This is a genomic window from Marinoscillum furvescens DSM 4134 (genome assembly GCF_003386095.1).
GTDB lineage: Bacteria > Bacteroidota > Bacteroidia > Cytophagales > Cyclobacteriaceae > Marinoscillum > Marinoscillum furvescens.
The window spans coordinates 1-20754 of sequence record NZ_QREG01000016.1; the positions used below are offsets into that span (position 1 = coordinate 1).

At 45.9% G+C, this 20754-nt stretch carries 9 protein-coding genes; 5 read left to right on the forward strand and 4 right to left on the reverse strand.

Going from position 1 to position 20754, the window contains the following annotated elements:
* Positions 1 to 234 precede the first annotated feature (234 nt).
* Positions 235 to 2487 (reverse strand): carbohydrate binding domain-containing protein, encoded by a 2253-nt coding sequence (locus C7460_RS15885; protein ID WP_115869114.1) that lies wholly within the window; start codon positions 2485 to 2487, stop codon positions 235 to 237.
* A gap of 307 nt (positions 2488 to 2794) precedes the next feature.
* Complete coding sequence (locus tag C7460_RS15890) at positions 2795 to 3958, reverse strand: hypothetical protein (protein WP_115869115.1); 1164 nt, start codon at positions 3956 to 3958, stop codon at positions 2795 to 2797.
* Positions 3959 to 4093: 135 nt separating this feature from the next.
* Between C7460_RS15890 and C7460_RS15895 the strand changes: the two genes are divergently transcribed.
* The 3 genes from C7460_RS15895 (at position 4094) to C7460_RS15905 (ending at position 12714) form a co-directional block, all read left to right on the forward strand.
* Entirely contained in the window at positions 4094 to 6931 is a 2838-nt protein-coding gene (locus tag C7460_RS15895) for a glycoside hydrolase family 2 protein (protein WP_115869116.1), read from the forward strand.
* 133 nt (positions 6932 to 7064) lie between these two features.
* The gene (locus C7460_RS15900; RefSeq protein WP_245986404.1) at positions 7065 to 8258 is read left to right on the forward strand and encodes an HYR domain-containing protein; all 1194 of its coding nucleotides are present in this window, start codon (positions 7065 to 7067) and stop codon (positions 8256 to 8258) included.
* Positions 8259 to 9597: 1339 nt separating this feature from the next.
* Positions 9598 to 12714: a right-handed parallel beta-helix repeat-containing protein gene (locus tag C7460_RS15905; RefSeq protein ID WP_115869118.1), complete on the forward strand. Its 3117-nt coding sequence runs from the start codon at positions 9598 to 9600 to the stop codon at positions 12712 to 12714.
* 93 nt (positions 12715 to 12807) lie between these two features.
* On the opposite strand, the gene C7460_RS15910 is transcribed toward C7460_RS15905, so the two are convergent.
* On the reverse strand, positions 12808 to 15015 hold the full coding sequence (locus C7460_RS15910; RefSeq protein ID WP_170148040.1) for a T9SS type A sorting domain-containing protein: 2208 nt from the start codon (positions 15013 to 15015) through the stop codon (positions 12808 to 12810).
* Between the two features lie 46 nt (positions 15016 to 15061).
* On the opposite strand from C7460_RS15910, the gene C7460_RS24095 reads away from it, so the two are divergent.
* Together C7460_RS24095 and C7460_RS15915 are read left to right on the forward strand one after the other, a co-directional pair.
* Entirely contained in the window at positions 15062 to 15211 is a 150-nt protein-coding gene (locus tag C7460_RS24095; protein WP_221409546.1) for a hypothetical protein, read from the forward strand.
* A 149-nt stretch (positions 15212 to 15360) separates the two neighbouring features.
* The gene (locus C7460_RS15915) at positions 15361 to 15948 is read left to right on the forward strand and encodes a Crp/Fnr family transcriptional regulator (RefSeq protein ID WP_115869120.1); all 588 of its coding nucleotides are present in this window, start codon (positions 15361 to 15363) and stop codon (positions 15946 to 15948) included.
* 401 nt (positions 15949 to 16349) lie between these two features.
* Here C7460_RS15915 and C7460_RS15920 read toward each other — a convergent pair whose 3' ends face one another.
* Positions 16350 to 20474 carry an Ig-like domain-containing protein gene (locus tag C7460_RS15920; protein ID WP_221409547.1) on the reverse strand — a complete coding sequence of 1375 codons (4125 nt, stop codon included), beginning with the start codon at positions 20472 to 20474 and terminating at the stop codon, positions 16350 to 16352.
* Positions 20475 to 20754: the final 280 nt, after the last annotated feature.

Consider the following 20754-nt stretch of genomic DNA (forward strand, 5'->3'; position numbering starts at 1 on the left):
TTTGCCTTAAGCTTCCTTTGGATTCCCAATTACTCAGGACACCCTTGCCTTCAGCTAACGATTCCACTCCATCTGGGCTCGTTCGGGACTTGGTTTAAAAAAAAAACTCAACCTCACCCTAGAGGTAGAGGAAAGTGTGCATGGCACACATAAAAAAGCCCGGAACAGCTCCGGGCCTTAAATTCATGAATTGAGCAAGATGATCAATCCTGGGTGACAAAACCGCTTCTAGCTTTACTCTACATGTAGTTTCAAGCTTTGAATGCCATTTTCAGTCTGAACTTGAATCAGATACATCCCTCTTGAACCAAACGTATTATAAGGAACTATTAAACTTCCAGAAGCGCTTTGGCTAAATATCATCGTGCCCGAAAGGTTGAATATTCTAATTTCAGAAATCACGTTTTCTGGAAGCAAAATCTTAGCATGTTGACCTGACAATGGGTTAGGAAAAGCACTAACTTCAGAAACCATGATCTCTTGATCAGTTTTTCCCTCATCCCCCAATCGCGCACTTGAACCTTCCACCACGCTGAAATCATCTCCATAAGCTACGTTTCCAGCAGTAGCCACATAGAAGAAAATCTTCGCAGTGGTGTTCGAAGACCCTGTGGTAAACGTTACACTTGATTGAGTATATGATAATGAAGTAATCGTATTGCTTATTTCACTTCCTCCGTACTCTTTCACACCTAAACCCACCGAACTTCCGCTCTGTACTTTAGCATTGGCTGAGTAAGTATAGGTAGTATTTGGTGTTAAGCCAGTGATCACCTGAACATGACTTCCTGCCCCGTCTACCTTTACCCCATAGGTACCGCTAGCTGCGTTAGTAACTACCGTCCTGGTACCAAACCCTGTCCATGATGTTAAATCTCCAGTTTCTAGGCCTGGATTTTCTACGAAATTTGTTGGAGTCGAATTCCCTGAGACAACATCGAACAGCGTGGACTTATAGTCAATATTTGATCCGAAATTCCCACCTACCGGACGTATAGCTACTCCAAGTTTGTAATCGTTCGCTACCGCCCAAGCGGTAGATTGAGAAAGTGTCAAGGTTACCGACCCTGAACCAGCTGATACAGTTTGTTTATCGTTAGTAAGCCAGGTTCCGGACGGATCATTTACGATGGCCACCACTTCATTTTGGCTAGAAGATTGATAATTTACCGTAACGTCAAAACTTTCTCCAGTGACTACACTTGCAGGTGAGCTAGCGATTGTAATCGTCGTACTGCCTCCTGATCCACCCTGGCATGATGACGAATAAGGAGTAAATGAATTGCCATTGCCTTCAAACCGAACTTGCGAGCTTGATAAGCCTTCGTTGCAGTTCACGTCATTGTTGTTTCCTTTTATATCTACTGCGTAACCGGTGAATGTCGCATTGCTAAAATCATTGTCTTCAATGATGTTGTTGTCAGCAGCCGTAGAGATTCGGTCGAAATAGCCACTTCTGGCGACCCCAGTAAATACATTGTTTCTGATAATACAGTTGGAAGGTCCAGCAATCGGGGTGCCCTGGTCACTACCACCAGACCAGATATGATCTCCTCCGCTGTTGCTCTGATTGATTTGATTCCCTTCGATCAAAATATTCTCAACCAGTTGCTCCAGGTGGATGGGCTGGGCAAAGTTTTGAGCACCGGTAGTGCCCTTGAATATACAATTGGTAATAGACGCATTGATGCATTCCACAAAGCTGATCTGCCACTTATCTGTTTTTTCGAACGTACATCCGGTGATCAACGAACCTTTTAAGTCAGTGGCGATGTTGACATCATCATTTCCTCCATCGAATTCGATACTATTTGCCGCATTCAGCGTTCCGCCCCCTTTACCCGCGAACGTGCTATTTTTAATTGTAAAAGGATCGATTTCTGGAGCTGGTACCTGGTTCCACTTTCTATTGGCAATCATAATGTGGGGATAAGCATTGTCATAATCCGAGAAAAAATCGCATCCGTCCACATAGAGTCCATTTAGGATATTACCATATCCTGCAAATATGCCCTTGCTCTTGTGATTTTGGACATTTAAGTTGATGCATTTCAGGTCTTTGGAGGATCCGGGAATATTATTTTTACCAGTCCTGATGGCATGTTTCGCATTTCCATTGCAGTTTATGGTCAGGGCTTCAACAGTCACTCCGTCAGCATCAACCTGAATTAGCCCGTTCGGCAAAGAGCCTGTCGCTTTTACTATGGTACTGTTTTTTCCCGCTCCTTTGATCGTCACCGTTTTAGTAATCGTTATTTGATTTGTCGTATTGTAGGTCTGGGCTCCTAACAAAATGGTTCCGTTAGTTCCGGCCGCATTCTGCGCACTAGTGAACGCTGCAGCTAAGTTACCTGCGGTCCCATCCCAAAAGTCATTTAAGTTTACTGTTGCCGAATAAGACAAAGTGGAGGTCAAAAGACAAAATAGCACAAGAACAGCGGGTAAAAGCCCCCTCTGATTGCACTTTAGTGTATCATAATTTTTCATATGTGTATTGGTTTTGGTTAGATTTCAGAAAGCAAACTTGACTGTGACTAAACAGTATTGGGAATAATCTCCATTGTTGGATTCAGTTGTTTACAAAATGAAATTTATAAGTTTACACAAGGAGCTGTTGAGCAATCGTTTTCGCAGTTGGGATTAACGGGGAGTTAAGTCTGACCAATACTGCTCGTGGTGGCATTTGGAAGGTTTTAGCTATTCCTTTCACACAAAGGTTTTCACAGAGAAATTGGAGGGTCTATAGAGCTCAAAAAAGGAAGTAGCCTGAGGCAGATAAAGATAGGAGCACCTATCACAAGAGTGTTACGCAGATAGGAGTCAGCTCAAAATTGACACGCTCCCTACCATTCGCTCTAAATACAGCGACAAAATAATGTCCGTCATTCAGGTATCGATTGGTAAAGGACGCAATTGAATCTGGGTTGGTAAAATACTCGACAGTAGCCATCACCCCAATATCGTGATTGGAAAAAAAGTAAAACTGCTCGGTGCCATTTAGGCCGGGCATGCGCGCTACCACTGCATGGTCGGTATACGTGGCGTTGGTAGCAGTAAAAATAGTGGTATCTCCAAGTCCTCCAAGTCCTTCAATATTCTTGAGCATCAGCTTACCATTGGCTATTCTGACCTTACTTGTATGCTTGTGTAGCATCTCTGTAAATTTCTCTTGATTGTTTAATCGGCCCACGTAGATAGCATTTACTGACTTGATGTCGGCGTAAGAAGCACGGGAGGCATAGCGAATCTCAAATTCAGCATTTGCCTCTGTAAAGTACCTGGCGAGCGAATGGGTTGCGTGCTCAGCCATTCGAGTAGAATAATTGAAATCTACAGGCTCTATCTGCCCCTTTAGCTCAGGTTTGCGCTCTACCAACTCATAATATTCTTCCAGGGAGTTGATCTGGTAATCGCGCGTCCAACCATACCCTTGAGTAATGGTCTTGCCCGTCACCCCAAAAGCATCGCCTATGTAGAGGTTTGTCTGTTGATCATTCCTAAAAAATGGCTTCCAGATCGGTGGCTGATGTGCAGGCAGCACATCCACCAGGAGCATTGCTCCTAATACAACTACCAGCAGGTAGGGCAATATCCCATTGCGCTTTAACGCAACCGGGCTCCACCCTTTCTTACGGGAGTGTTGAAAGGTCACATCGTACTGACCTTTTTCAATCACCAACCTTACCGAGTCATCAGCACCTTCTGTCACATAATAATCGCCAAGCTTTTTTCGGAGGTTGTAAATATTGACTCGCACGCGAGGATTGCTCTTGTCTATGTCCGGTCGTCCATTGAAAAATTCTATATCGATTATCCCTTCTTTCAGTGACCTTTTGCCAATATGAGCTTCCACCAAATAGCGCAACAACCCGGAACTAGTCGGAGCGTTTTTGAAAACGGAACTACTGATAATCTTATCTACCAGGCTTCTTTTGGATTCATCTGACAACACACTCATATCCTCTTGTATCAATCAAAAACAGCCTTTTGAACGGTTATAACTACCGTTAAAGTGGGGTTAAAATCACCAACTAATAACTTCATCTTATTCATTTGTGCTGTTAATTTCATTTTTCAAAACCCAGGCTAAGCTATGCATCAATCTACACGAACATTCCTCCTTTTTGCCTTTGGGCTATTTCTTGGCCAACATACTATATTTTGTCAAATACACGATGCTCAAACGTTTAGGCATTACTTATCAGGCACTGGCAAAGACCACACGGTAAACTGGGAGTTTTTCTGTTCGGACGGCAGAAATAGCGGAAAGTGGTCCACGATTGCAGTACCCTCCTGCTGGGAATTGCAAGGGTATGGTCATTACAACTATGGCAAGGATCCGTTCGAAGAGCGCGTAAATGAATATGGGCTATATAAACATAGCTTTGAGGTACCTGCCGATTGGAAAAACAAAGTGGTGGAGATCACCTTCGAAGGGGTGATGACTGATGCGGAAGTAAGGATCAATGGACAACTTGCCGGCCCCATCCATCAGGGAGCTTTCTATGAGTTTAGCTATGACATCTCGGAATTACTCAGCTACGGAGCAGAAAATGTACTGGAAGTAAAAGTAAACAAGGCCTCAGCCAATGAGTCTATCAACCACGCCGAGCGACAAGCAGACTTTTGGATCTTTGGGGGCATCTACAGGCCGGTATACCTGGAGGTTTTGCCCAAACAACATATCAGTAGAGTAGCTATAGATGCCCAAGCCAGTGGGGAGCTAAATCTGGACATCTTCACTACAGCCAAATCTGCCAGGAGCGTACAGCTGAAACTGCAGGACCTCCACGGAAATGATCATCCGTATCTGAGTGTAGACAAAACGGAACAAACACCAACCAAATGGACTGTGTCAGCCACTGCCACAGGTATTAAAACCTGGGATGCAGAAAACCCCAACCTGTACCAGCTGGTGATCTCACTGCACGACAAAAAAGGCAATACCCTGCACACGACCACTGAGCGCATCGGGTTTAGATCGGTGGAAGTACGAGATGGAGATGGTATCTATGTAAATGGCCAGGCCATCCAATTCAAAGGAGTCAACAGGCATTCCTTTTACCCCTCTTCCGGACGAACGACATCAAAGGCGCTAAGTATAGCGCACGCCCTCATGATCAAAGACATGAACATGAACGCGGTGCGTATGTCACATTACCCCCCTGACGTGCATTTTTTAGACGTTTGCGACTCACTGGGACTGTTTGTGATCGATGAAGTGTGTACCTGGCACAGCCCTCATCTGGATACTGAGGTAGGCGAAAAAATAGTCAAAGAAACGGTAGTAAGAGATGTCAACCACCCTTCCATACTGCTGTGGGCCAATGGCAACGAAACAGGCTGGAACACGGAACTGGATGATGACTATGCCATCTGGGACATCCAACAGCGTGAAGTGATTCATCCCTGGAACATCTTCGGCAAGATGAACACCATGCACTATCCACAGTATCACGTCTTTGCCTATGATGCGTATGCCAAAGACAAGATCTACTTCCCTACGGAGTTTCTTCATGGCCTCTATGATGGAGGACACGGTGCCGGACTGGAAGATTACTGGCAGCAGATGTGGGACCTCCCCAATGGAGCTGGGGGTTTCTTGTGGGACTTTGCTGATGAGGCTGTGGTACGCACCGATCAGGACGGGCGCCTGGATACAGACGGAAACCATGCTGCAGATGGGATAGTGGGGCCATACGGCGAAAAAGAAGCCAGCTACTTTACCATCAAGGAGGTTTGGTCACCGATCTATATAGAAGACCGCTACATACGTGAAGGCTTTACCGGAATATTTCGGGTAGAAAACCGCTACCATTTCACCAACCTCTCCGAGTGTACCATGACTTCACAGTGGGTCAAGTACCCTGGTATAGCTACAGATAGCGAGTCACAGGTGCTGGTAGAGAGTCGGGTAAAACTTCCAGCACTGGAGCCTTTGGAAAAAGGAACATTCGAAGTTGACTTATCCCACAACTGGCAGGCTGCAGATGCACTACATCTGACGGCCACTGACAAGCACGGAATGGAGATATTCACTTGGACTTACCCGGTACAGATGCCAAAGGAGCTGAATACTGAATTGATCAGCCACGAAGCAAAGGGCAAGATAAAATCTAAAGTAAAAGGAGGCACTATCCTGGTGTTAGGAGACAATTTTCAATACACATTCTCCCATGAGACCGGCATTCTTTTGAAAGTAGAGAAAGACGGCAATGAAATCCCTTTTAACAATGGCCCCATCATATTGGAGCATACTGACCAAATAGAATCCCTGGAAGTGAACCCTACAAAAGATCAAGTGGAAATCAAAGTCGTCTATGAAATGACCGACAAGTCCCCTAACTGGGCGAGCCACAAAGAACTCAGCGCAGACATTATCCGCTGGACCGTCTATCCAGACGGATTGCTGGACCTGCATGTGGAGATCAAGGGCAAGAAAATAGTGGAAGGCTTCAAAGGCATTACCTTTTCCTATCCTGAAAGTGAAGTAGCAGGCATGAAATGGCTCGGAGACGGACCATACCGGGTGTGGCGAAACCGAATGAAAGGCACCCGATTTCAGGTGTGGGAAAACAACTACAACAACACGGTGACTGGAGAGTCTGGCTTCATTTACCCCGAGTTTAAAGGGTATTTTTCCAGCTTATACTGGGCACAGGTGAAAGGCAACAACGACAATGGCTTTACGGTCTACTGCCACTCGCCACACACTTTTTTGCGCATGCTTACACCTCAGCCACCCAGCAAAGACAACAAGGACCGAACAACCGTCAATTTCCCAGAAGGAGATATATCATTCCTGAAAAACATTCCGCCAATTGGTACAAAATTTCAAGATCCGATCACCATGGGTCCACAGGGTCATTCAGAAAACTATTTTGGAAATGACGATGATCCGATCGTGATCGAGTTGACTTTTGAATTTTAGCAATGCTGAAGGATCGAATGCGAATCCTGTTGTTACACCCCGTATTTAGCCATAGTTTACCACCCATACCTTTTAGTGTGCTGGCATTACTTTGTCAATATCACATCCGACTATCAAATAATATTCTATGAACATGAACCGACTCAGAAACATAAGCCTGCTGGCAACCATTCTCTTTACCATGACATGTACAGCATGTAAAGACGATGGAAATATGCCTGAAAAGGAACAGGAAATCACCGATGAAATCAGTCCGGAAATTAGCTGCCCGGAGGACATCATGCTCTCGATTGGCGCATTGGATGAGGAACCTACCGTGGATTACAACACTCCAGTAGGCACTGACAACAACGAAGGTGCTATTACGAAGCAAACTGCAGGATTAGCATCAGGAGAAATCTTTCCAGAAGGTACCACTACGAACACCTTTGTGGTCACTGACGCTTCAGGAAATACCAGTAGTTGCAGCTTTGATGTAACAGTAACCCGAGAAGCCACAGATGATGTCACGAAACCCTATGTATATGGCAACATCGCTCCGGAGGGAAAAAAGTGGGTTTTGGTAGAAAACCTATCTGACGAGTTTGACGGCCCTGAACTGGACGGTTCTAAATGGCACAACGACCCTGCTACCGATCCGTTTGGGTGGTATGGTAGACCTCCGGCGCTCTTTGATCCCGAAAATGTAGCTGTAGCCGATGGCAACCTCCGTGTGACCGTACTAGAATATGACCAACCGAAAACAGCTAAAGGAAAAAGCTGGACGCATGGCGGGGCCATTTTGAGATCAAGAGAAAAAGCCGTCCCTGGGCAGTTTTATGAGTGCCGCATGCAAGCCAACGCTACGGTGATGTCTTCTACTTTTTGGATTGCTTTTACCCAAAATTGTAACAACGGCCCCAAACGCAAACTGGAGCTGGACATACAAGAATGTGTGGGCAGAGTGCATGAGGGCACGCACTCCTGGGCTCAGAAATGGGACGCTACCTACCACTCCAACACCTGGAGGCATGCCCGCAGCTGTGATGTAGCAGAAAGTGAAAGTGCTCCTAAAAAGAAAGACCTGGAGGAGAAAAACCATTCCAGATTCTTTGTCTACGGATGCTGGTGGAAGTCTCCTACCGAGATCCTCTTCTACCTGGATGGTGAATACGTTTATACGATCACGCCACCAACGGATTTTGACCTGGAAGGGCACATTACCATGGCGATAGAGACCTATGACTGGAACCCAATAGATGAGAACAACATCCTAAAAACCGGCTCTGAAGACAAACGAACTACAAAATACGACTGGGTGCGCACCTGGAAGCTGGTGGACGAATAAAACGCAACCAACCTAGCTCCTTAAAACATTTTCAGGCTATCTCAATTTGATTTGAGGTAGCCTTTTTCATGCTACCTACAGCCAACTTTTACTCACTGCAGCCAACTTATGGCCGCTGCAATCGTCTGAAAGGGATATACAGCCGACTTTTTGATTCTACAGCCGTCTGAAGCCCGCTTACAACCAACTTTTCCATGCTGCAGCCGTCTTACGGCCGCTTACAAGCGTCTGAAAAGGATTTACAGCCGTCTTTTTCATGCTGCAAGCGTCTGAAGCCCGCTTACAGCCAACTTTTCCATTCTGCAGCCGTCTTACGGCCGCTGCAACCGTCTAAATCGCATTTACAGCCGTCTTTTTCATTCTACAGCCGTCTGAAGCCCGCTTACAACCAACTTTTCCATTCTGCAGCCGTCTTATGGCCACTTACATGCGTCTGAAAAGGATTTACAGCCATCTCACAGCCATTTACAAGCAACTGAGCGGCCATGACAGGCCTCTAAATGACACCAATGGCCATCTGATTAACGGCAATCTCTGGCTTTTGGGGAATTCAATCGACTTATAATTGTAAAATCAAACCTAAAGGGAGTTTACAACCATCAAATTCAAAAATACTTGCATCTAAAATGCTTCAATTTCTATCTGAAGCGAGACGACATCAGACTTTTTGTAAATTCTATCAACTTTCCACTGTAAAATTAAATCTACAGGCATTTTACAACCGTCAAATTTCAATTTACTAGTGGCCAGCCCTTAATTCAAGCTCCTAAAATTCCTTCACTTCAAATCTCAAGACCGACTACCACCGTCAAATTAAAATTCAGCTAACAAAATTGAATTTTACATGTATCTGATCGGCTTTTGCAACCGTCTTACGGTTTCTGCAGCCGTCTTACGGCCGCTTGCAGCCAACTTTTCGAGTTTGATGATGAGTGATTTCGTCTTGTTAACATTAGGTAACACCACCTAACACAGCTTAACATAAGATACATTACTCGCGAAATCAATTCCAGAAATAAGGTCTGTAGTGCCCAATAAGTGCTTTACCCGCCTAGACACACACTGAACCATGCGCTGAACACGATAGCTCCAATGCTGTGCTTCATTCGTCTATTTCATCGTCTATCTAATGACCCGTTTTACCCCCTGTCAGGCCGTTTTTGGCATCAGGGGTATATACTTTTCAATATCGGGTGTAGATCACAATCCTAATTATCACTTCATCAATAAAACATATATTGAATTAAACGTACTGCAATACATCGCGCAAAAAAGAGGGTGTATTTACAATTTTCACATTTTCAAAACCTAATTATTCTTTACCTAAACCAGACTAGAAATGATCAAACAAGCTTTTTCATTCATGTTGCTATCCATGCTGATCGCAACGGTATACGCCACAGACCTACACGTGGCTAAAAATGGCAATGACTCCAATAGCGGCAGTGCTGCAAGTCCCTATTTGACTATACAAAAAGCAGCTAACGTGGCCCAGGCCGGTGATGTGGTGATCATCCATGCCGGCACTTATCGCGAAACGGTCGAGCCGCTCAATAGCGGAAGCTCAGGCAGCCCGATAACATTCACTGCGGCGGCAGGCGAAAAAGTCATCGTTTCTGCCAATGAAGAAATCAACACCTGGACACTCGATGGCAATGGGATCTATCGGGCAAACGTCACGCTCCCGCTAGGCATAGAAGACAATGCGCTCTTTTATGATGGAGACATGATGGAGCTGGCCAGATGGCCAAACAATACAGACAATGACCCCTATACACCGGATGCCAATTACATTTCCGGTGGATCGGCTTCAAGCATCACGTACTCAGGTGTCCCAAACTATGACTGGTCTGATGGCTACATATGGTACCTGGGCGGGCATTCTGGAACAAGCTGGACGCGAAAAATTACGTCAGCCAGCACCTCTCAAGTCAATTTCACAGCCGTAGATATCAGCAAATGGCCCTTCAACCCGCACAACCCTACCATTACCAGAAATGGCCATAAGGGTATTTTCTACCTTTTCAACAGTAAGGACGCTTTGGATATCGAACGGGAGTATTATTACAATGCATCCACGCAAACTGTATATTTTAAAGCACCCGGTACGGTAAACCCTTCAGCGGGTGAATGTGAATACAGAGCAAGGCAGTATACCTTCAAGTTATCCACCAATCATATCGTGATCGATGGTATCCAAACTTTTGGCGGTATTGTTTTGGTCACCGGAAATCACAATACCATTAGAAATTCAACCATCCGGCATGGCATCCCTATTCTGGACGAGTTGGATAATACAGATGCACAAATCGGTAGAGGCTCCGTTACTGTGGAAGGATCGAATACGCTGATCGAAAGAAATCTGATCGAAAATGGCACTGCAAATGGCATATCCATGCTTACCGCATGGAAGGGCTCCACAAACATCGACATTCGTAACAACATCATCAGAAATTTCAACACCCTGGGTATACATGCCGAACCCATTCGAATCAATTGCCCGGGAGCTATTATTGAAAACAACACCATTTATAAGGGTGGTAGAAGCGGTATATATGTCAGTGGGAAAGACGCAGTAGTGGCCTACAATGATGTCTACGATGTAATGAAGATCAACGCGGATGGTGGGGTCTTTTACACGGTAGGGAATGCTGACCGTAAAAACTCAGAAATACATCACAACTGGTTTCATAGCTCTACTCCTGCGCCGCATGCCGGCTACAAGGTGGCGGGAATTTACCTGGACAATCACAGCAAGGGATATAAGGTATACAACAATGTGGTATATAATGTCTCCTGGACTGGGTTGCAAATCAACTGGGACAACTGGTTTCTGGAGTTTTACAACAACTCGATCTATACCGTATCGGAAGGTATGGGCCGCTGGGAAAACGGCTATACTATGGACAGTGTAGTGATTATAAATAACTACGCTAGTGCTGGTCCCTGGATTGGCACTGCTATTCATGCCAAAAACACCATCAATGCCAGTGACCCATTTACAAATCTTGCCAACTTTGACTTTGTGCCTGCCAGTGGCAGTTATCTGGTGGACGCAGGGACAACCATCCCTGGATATACCGATGGCTACTCTGGCTCCGCTCCCGACATTGGGGCCTATGAAAGAGGCGGAGTAAAATGGATCCCTGGAGCTGACTGGACACCGGCAGACGATACCCCTACCGGTACGGTCACTTTTGTAAACGCTCCTACCTCAGTAGTCACCGGAGCAGACCTTCTTGTAGAGGTGAATTACACCGCTTCTACCAGCCTGGAGGTAGTTGCAATCGTGGATTCGCCAACTGGTACCTGGCTAGCCAATGACATCAAAAACGTAGCTTACGGTTCTGGAACGATCACTTTAACCGTAAGTCAAGGTGCTGGCTGGTCGGTGGATAATGACTACAAACTCGGTATTGCCATTCGGCCCATAGGAGGAGACTTTAGCTCCAACATCGATTACCAGTCTACCCTTTTTGATGTGATAGCTACTCCATCGGATTCGTTAGCAATCACCAACGCTCCCTCCTCGGTGCAAACTGGTGACCCCCTGAATGTAACGGTCAGCTACTCGGCTGCATCATCGGCTGATCTCATCGTAGCGGTATTAGCCCCGGGGAGTGGCACCTGGCTTGCTAGTGAAAAGGTGACAATAAACCAGGGTACCGGTGACGCCAACTTTACGATCAACCAGTCGCCAGACTGGGCTGTAGCCGACGGGTATACCCTGCGTGCCCTGCTGCGTGATGTCAACGGAGACTGGACGACCAACAGATTCGTGGTAGACCAAAACCTGAATGTAACCAGTGCGACTTCTTTTGTTTCCTTCCAAAATCAGGGAAGTTTCAATTATATGAGCATACAGGACCCCAACAAAATGTCTGTAGTAGGTACAGTAGGCAACAACGAAAAATTTGAAATCATAGATGCGGGCGGAGGCCTGGTAGCCCTAAAGGGCAGTAACGGGCTCTATGTCAGCTCTGAAAATGGAACGAAAGAGCTGACTTGCACCCGCACCAGCATAGGAGGCTGGGAAAAATTCGAAATGGTAGACTATGGCAACGGAATCTATGCCTTAAAAGGAAACAACAATCAATATCTGAGGAACAACATGCTCTGCACAAGCCCAGGGGTGAGCACCTGGCAGCAGTGGCTGGTGACAGCCGAAAGCAGCCCGGCTAGAACTGCAACCTACAAACAAGCGATCGCCACTGAGCAGCTATCACTATTTCCTAACCCGCTGATTGGTGGCAACCTGACCATAAAAATTCCTGCCGACGAAGGGAAGTCATTTGATCTAGCCATTTTCGATCCTACAGGCAGACAAATCAATGCTTATTCAGGATTGAAAAATGACTTGATCCTTGACAAAAGTGACTTTAAACAGTCCGGAATATACCTGCTCCAGTTCCAGAGCGGGCAGCAACTTGAAATGATGAAATTGATTGTAAAATAAATGCCAGTACCAAAAAAGGAGAGGAAGCCATCGATGGCTTCCTCTCCTTTTTTACAATCAAAAACTCCTCGTATTCCGGGTTTAGATCACTCCTTACTTAGCTATCAGCACCTTTGTAGCCTGCACCTGGTCTCCGATCTGTGCTTTCAGAAAATACATACCAGCATCCAGCGATTGGGTGTTGATCACCAGCTCATCAAAAATCCCTGTTTGTTGATACACCAATTTGCCCTGAATATTCACCAGGTCAATTTGTGTAGCTCTGGTTTGGTCCATACCTGTCACTAAAAGCCTATCCTGAACGGGATTGGGCTGAATTTTAATATTGAGGCCCAAGCCATTAGTTTTCGTCACTACTTCCCGCAATTCTGCACTAAAATTAAACACCTGCATCGTCACCGTACTCACGTGGCCTCCCGCATCTGGAAACGTAACTTCTACCGTATTGTGCGCTTGAAGCACTGAGTACGGAATGGGGATTTCCAATACACCGAAAAAATTAGCTCTATCCTCTTGTCCCAAACCGCGGAAATTGTCTGGAACAGCAACCCTCGTACCATTCACCGTGATCGTTGGCTTCAGGGAGCGACCATGATCTCGCCCTACGCCTACACGCAGCACTGCTTCACCATGTGCGGCAAGCTCTACCTGATCTATCTTGAATGCTATAGGATCTTCGGCTGCAATTTCTTTTAGGTAGGTGTCTGCATAATACTTGGACTCTACCACCTCTTCGTCTATGTTGATCTCAGATGGATAAGTGAAAACCAAGACGTAAGAACCCTCGGGTGCAATCTCCAGAGCGTTATCAAACCCACTGCTATTGGTGACGTTCAGCAGCGGAGCGTCATTAGCAGTGGACCCATTCAAAAACAAATGGCGAACCTCTACATCCGTAGCTTCCTCTGATATTCCTGCCAGGTTTAGGTCCAATTCGTGATGCTCAACATCCAGATTGTGGATCATAACATACGCTTTATTGCCGTCTACATAAGCATCCACCATCATGTCAGGATTACTAGAATAGGTATCTACGCGGGTGCCGTCAATGTCTTTCAACAAGTCATACAGTAGGATGGCTTCCGTATAAATAAAATCCCCCGTGTAGCTTTCGGGTTCGTTTTCCCTTCTCATCATCCGCGACCCATGCACCGACGTGGGGCCCACACTCGGATTGTATTGCCATTCTGCCTTTAGCATAAAAAAAGGCATCGCATAGTTGATTTTGTCTGCACGCTCCATAAACTGCATCATCATAGCCACTGATGACTTTACCTTTAGCCAGTAGACATAAGGTAGGTGTCCTTGTTTGTTGTAATCGTGCGTTTGCGCATTGTATTCAGATATCATGGTGGGCTTCACCTCACCAAACTTTAGCATGCTGTATTGCTCTAGCATGTCCAGTGTGGCCTCCATGTTGCTTCCCTTTCGGTAAAGCGACTTCCCCCCAAAGCTGGGAAAATCATAGAGGTGGATGGTCCAAAAATCCATATCCTCCCCTGCCACATCTATAAAGTGCTTGTCGCGCTGGTGCCATCGCTGGAAATTGTTTTTGTCAAAATCAGGAAAAGCAGCACAGTATCCTCCCACCTGTACATCCGAGTGGAGCTTGTGGATTTCTCTGGCCACAGTACCGTGAAACTTAAAAATTTTGGTAAGGTCATGGGGTTGCTCGGCAGTGGTCACCAGGTCCCAAAGAGGCTCATTGGTCACTTCCACAAATTTGGGCTTCGGTTTACCCGTCACCCCACCTGTACCGTAAAACTCTTTGATATAATGAGCCAAAAACTCTCCTGAGGCCGTACCAAACGGCTCCTCTTCCGTGTCTGCTTGAGAAAATGCCCACCCTTTATTGGTGGTCTTTCCATCCGGGTAAAACGGGTGTACCTGTGTACAAAGGATTTGTTCGTCCTGATCTTCGTATGGATGGGCCCATGTGGCTCGGGCATAGCTATCCCTATTTTGCTTTCCGTAGGCAGCAATACTGGTAAGGTCTGCATACCCCGGCCTATTGGGATCTTCGGTGATGCTGTTTCTCAAGTACCAGGAAATAGTCCCTGTATTTCTACCGATGTGTACATCCCGGTCCCGCAACAAATCACCAATTACATTATCCATTTTGTTATTGGTATTCCAGTTGTTTTGATTGACCGTACTGTGAAAGTTGACAAACTTATGCCGGTCAAAGGATTCAATATTTCCAGTTCGGTGCTTGACATTTAGGTTGACATTTAATTTTACTTTCTGGGCCATAAGCTCCAGTGTCAATAGTACGAATACAGCGAGTAGCGAATATCTCATGTACATAAAGTTTAGGTTTTAAAATATACCCAAAAAGTGCCTCTCCATGGCAAATGGCAATGCATGCCGCCTGGTAGGTGAGGTCACCTATTGCATAGTTGGGATTTATTCGTTCGATAAAACTACCGACAAAGACACCGGAGATTGCAAGAGGCCCGAGACTTTACAACTAGACAAAAAATGGACAGTAGACTAAACAGTCACTTACATTGGACTAAAAGTCATTTCAGGTCGGGTGGAGTGCAGCACAGCCTTTCGCATTTTCGACATTCTATCACTTCAGGTTCATGTGCTTTTTTCTATCTTCCCGGCCGATACCCGTTCGTGATCCAATAAATTAGCGACATGTCTCACGCGCTTCTAAAAAATCATTTCAGCAAACATCTGGACCTGACTCAGGATGAACTCGAACAACTAGTAGCTCCCTATCAAATCAGGTCGATAGCAAAAGGTGAATACCTCTTGCGTAGAGGTGATATTTGCAGGTTTGAGGGATTTGTCACTAGCGGCTGCTTGAAAATAAGCACTACCGCCAGCAACGGAGAAGAAAAAGTAGTTTACTTCGCCGGTACCGATTGGTGGGTGATGGAGCTAGACAGTTTCACCAATCAAAAAGCATCTACGCTTGATATAAGGGCTATAGCCGACAGTACTTTGCTTTTGATATCGCATGCTCAGAAGGAGCAGTTGTACAAAGATGTACCCGTTGCTGAGCGACTTTTTCGGCTGATGACCCAAAAAGCTGTGGCGGCCTGGCAACGCCGGGTCGTTCACTACCATACCCTGACTGCCGAAGAACGCTACCTCCAATTTTTAGCTACCTATCCAGACTTAGCAAAACATATCACCAACAAGCAGCTGGCCAGCTACCTTGGCATTACTAAGGAGTTTTTAAGTGTCATTAGGAGGCGTATCTCCAGATCAGGTGATTAATTAGGGTTCACTTGTTTATTCCTTTTAACCCGGATTTGTCATTAGCCTTTCTACTACGGACTCAAATTACTTCAAAATCAGACATTTACCACTATGTTGGTTCGTCACCGTAATGTTGAATTATGCCTCCTCACCTAAATACCTGATTTTCTTGCACTTTAAGCCCTCGACACGAAAATCTAATGACAATTCCGGGTTTAAGTCCTCAAGCCGGACGGGACTAGCCGTCCGCGCTCTTAACTTTTTGGCTTGATCCAAAACCTAAGGAAAAAGATCAAGGACTGGCCGTCCGCGCTGTGAAATATCCTATCAATCAACTTTGAACAGGATCGCCTATACAGGTAATACCTACATCAAAGTGAAAGACGTGTAAAGCTCGGGCAAGGTCCTGTCGATCACACTCATTCCTTCACGAGCCTGACTGAAACCTCTTCTCCATCAGCCCTGATTTTTGCGACATATACGCCCGTTGCCAAATCGGCTATAGAGAAACTATGACCTCTAACCTTGCCTATGTCCTTTACCAGCAATCCTGAGACGCTATATACGCTGACCTCCACATACTCAGACGCCACTCCAGTGATGTTCACTCGATCTGATGACGGATTGGGGTAAACGCTGAACTGAGGATTTTCTGCAGACAACAAGGACTTCTCCTCGGTGGTAACCGTGACTTTCACTACATCCGTAAATGAACCGTCTACGGAAGCTACCCGAATTTCCGCCTCTCCTTTGGCAATTGACTTCACCAGCCCACTTTCGTTTACGGAAGCCACCGAAGGCTTAGAACTACTCCAGGTTACTTCCTGATTGGTTGCATTTTTAGGAAATACTGTAGCGGTAAGTTGTTTTTCTTCACGCTTATCTACGTCCAAAACAAAATCCTCCTCATTGATTTCCACCCCTGTGACAGCCACTTCCAAGACAACCAGGTGAACAAAATCCGAGTATCGGCCATCGGCTGAAGTAACCCATATTTTCACCGCTCCGGGAGCTACGGCTTTTACCATGCCTTTGTCAGATACCGTGGCTACGCTTTGGTTTCCACTTTTAAAAACGAAATCCCCTTCCCAATCATTGAGGCGTTCCACGGCCAGCTGTAGGGAGTCTCCATCATCCAGGCGAGAAGCACCCGGGGTGATTTTTAGTTTTCTGGCCTGCTGCCCTTCCGGGAAAAAGCCTTTATAAAAGCCACTACCCATTACGGACATCCACAGTCGTGTAGGGTCATGTAGGTCAAACTCCACCTGAGTGATGACATCTGGCTGTCCCAGGTTATGATTGCTCTTGGTCCAGGTCTGACCTCTATCCAAACTGATGTATACTCCTGGGTTTTTGGTAAGCTTGCTATTGGTTAATACCAGTAGGTTGTGATCAAAAGGTGATACGTCAAAATTATCAACGAAAGGCGCATCAAATAGCTGGTGCCAGGTAGCTCCATAGTCATCACTGTAAAAGAGGCCACCCCCATCTAGCCCTGCTGCACGTCTGCCACCTGTAGCATACATCCTTCCTGTATGGTCAAAGTGAACGTTGTTTATACCTTCCAGCTTGTCTGAAACCACGATTTCCTGCCAGGTTTCACCTCTGTCTGTAGAGTGAAAAAGCCCACCATTGGACTTCACCTCTGCATTCCACGGTGCGGCAACAAACAGTGATTTGCGAGCATCATCACGCGGATCAAACTCGATATCCCGTACCCATACTTTTTCGGGCATACCAGAGTTGGAAGGTGCAAATTTGCGACCTCCATCAGTAGATTTATGAAAGCCCCCTTCTTTGTCTTTGTCAGGTCCATCTGTACCACTTCCACCACCAGCACCAGCTACTTCTGTCACGCCAAAATACATGTATTCAGGGTTGATGGGGTCTATACGCAAATGATTGGTACGCATCCATTCCGAAGCCTCTGTAGCTTTGCCCCAATCCACGAACGTTTCACCCCCATCCGTGGACTTGTAGATTCGATCCAGGTGTTTCTGACGCATGGAGGTCGTGTATACTGTCTTTTCATCCCACGGATGTGTCACCACGGCAAACACACTTTCCTGGCTACCATCCAGGTATTTGACAGCTTGTTTCCCATTTTCACCATCGAGAGTGGTTTTCCATAGGTGATGCTCTCCAGAGCCTAAATACAACACCCCTTCGCCCAATCGTTTGTCCTGCCACAAGCATTGACCTGGTAGGTTACTGTTGCCATTCCCCATGATATTACCATTGGCCGTATAGGTTTCATCCACCTGCTCAAAGGATACGCCATCGTCTGTGCTCAGCAAGGTATTGTGGGCAAACAAGATCATAATATCTCCGCGGCTGTTTACCGCTGCGTACCTAAGCGAGCGTAAGGGATAGTTATTGCCCCACTGCTGTGTAAAAGGTGCGTGCCCCATGACCATATTGTCATGGTAGGGGTTGTCTCGCGATTCCCAATAGGCTTTATCAGCTTCCCATGCTGGCTGAAACTCCCTGGCTATATTCTTCCAGTGCTGGCCCCCATCTTTGGTCTGCCACAATCTTCCGGGTGTAATGGAATACTGAATTTGCGCATCATAAAACCCTACATACAGCACATCTTCCCTGCTTGGATCTACATTTAGCGAATTGAAATATTGCAGGGCATTTGTGGGTTTGGTCGGATACTGCGACTTGGCCTCTGCCGCGGTAATACCAAACCATTTGGCGATGTATTTATAGTAATTGTCAGCAACTCCTCCTGAGAGCTGATTGATATCCAGGTAGAGATCACCATTGATATTGATCCAGGTTTCACCATCGTCCTCAGACCTGAAAATACCGCCATCATTCCTTGTGCTATTCCCATCTGGATAGTAACGCACCTGATCAGCCACATACAACACAAACTTCCCTGAAGTAGCATTGTAGTAATAATCCATGTTCATGACGGTATTGTTGTCCAGGTTTCCCTCACCAATATCCGTCCAGGTAGCTCCTCCATCTACAGACTTGTACAGCCCATACTGCGAGCCCGCAAAAACCACATCAGGATTGGTCGGGTGTACGATAATACGAGCAAACTGTGCTTTGGCATGAATCCCATCAGAAAGTTCCTGCCAGGTTTGTCCGGCATCAGTAGTCTTCCAAATCACCCCCATGTTGTTGCTTTCCACACCTCTGGGATTGCTCGCGTTGGCGTCCTTGACAGATCCCCACAGGTGCTGCTGGCCTCTGCAATGATTTCCTGCTCCTACATACCAGGTATTGTCATCTGATGGATCTATGGCTACTGTAGATACTTTTCTATACCACGACCGGGTATCGTTGCCTTCTCCATCACCGTCATACCAGGGGCAGTGCTTGATGTTTTGCCACGACCTCCCCGTATCCCGGCTGACCCACAACCGTGAACTCTCAATGGCAATAGCAAAAGCTGCTGTTTTGGTGGAATAAAAGGCATCATATATTCTGAAAAATTCCCCAGAACCATCCACATCTTTTACTGTGGTCCAGGTCTTACCATTGTCTTCTGTCTGATAGGTATTGCCCATATCCGGGGAGGTGAGACAAACATCCGGAAGCAACGGGTGATACCGCAGGAAGTTCACAAAACCCGAATTACCCGGCCCAAACTGCTCCCACTCCACCTTGTTGCCGGACTCCATACGTTCAGTTTTCACCTGATCTTCAAACTCCTCCACATACGTTTTGGTAGTGAAACTCCATACATCCCCTGCTGTGACCGTCCCCAAACTGTCGATTTCATCTACGCGCCAGTAATAAGTCGTGCCATTTTCCAAAGTGGGTGGTAGGTATTGATTTTCTGAGGTTTCGCTTAAGACCTTATTCTGCGGAGACGTATTCGTCCCAAAATAGACATCATGCTTTACGGCACCTTTGCCGTTTTGCCAACTAACCCGGGTATTGGTAGGTACGCCAGTCGCAGTATGGACCGGACTCGGACCCCAGGATTTTGGAGATTCTACTACTCTTATCAGGCTGACATCATCGATATGCAGGTATGCACCCTCTGATATAAAAGGGATCACAATAAAAGGGACGATTCCATCCATTGCTTTTCCTGTAGAAAATTCTACCTCTACAAGCTTAAAGCCATCTTTGGCTCCAGCCAAAATGGGAACTTTCTCCTCATAGAATTTAGTGCTACCTGTGGCAGAAACTCCCTCATGGATTCTTACCGTAATCGACTCATTGGAACGATCTATATCTGTTTGATAATAGAAGGAAAATTTATATGTGCCATCTTCTAATGCCGGGAAGCTCTCTAACCGAAAGGTTGGTTCAAAACTGGTACTACCGTAATTTTTATAGACAATTTTTAGGGAGCGCTCACCACTATTTTTTACTGACTGGTCCGTTTCGAAACCAATGAACGGCCAGGCACGCCATAGCACACTGCCATTGTAGTAATAGTAGTCACTATTGGCTCCACTAATAGTCCCATTTTCCATACCCGGATCAGGCACAAAATTCGCCTGACTTGTTCCGTACAATGTTGATAGAATAAGGCAAATAAAAATGATCACTCGCATCTTTCTGGTTTTCACTAATCAAAATAGTATTCGTTCAGCTAAGTTAAAAATAGCATCTCCGAGCTATGGACGTATATTCTATCAGAAATGAGGGGCGTTTTCGATTAACCCTCATTAGCTCAATAATTCTCCAACAGGCTGAGTGCCGCATGCATCCTCAAAAGTTTATAACGTGTGGCCAGCTACCAGGGCATTACCAAGGGTTTCTTAAGCATAATTAGAAGCCGGATCACCAGGGTAGGCGATTAATTAAACTAGTTTAATTTTTTTGATCCGTCTTTCTAGCAATTTTGAG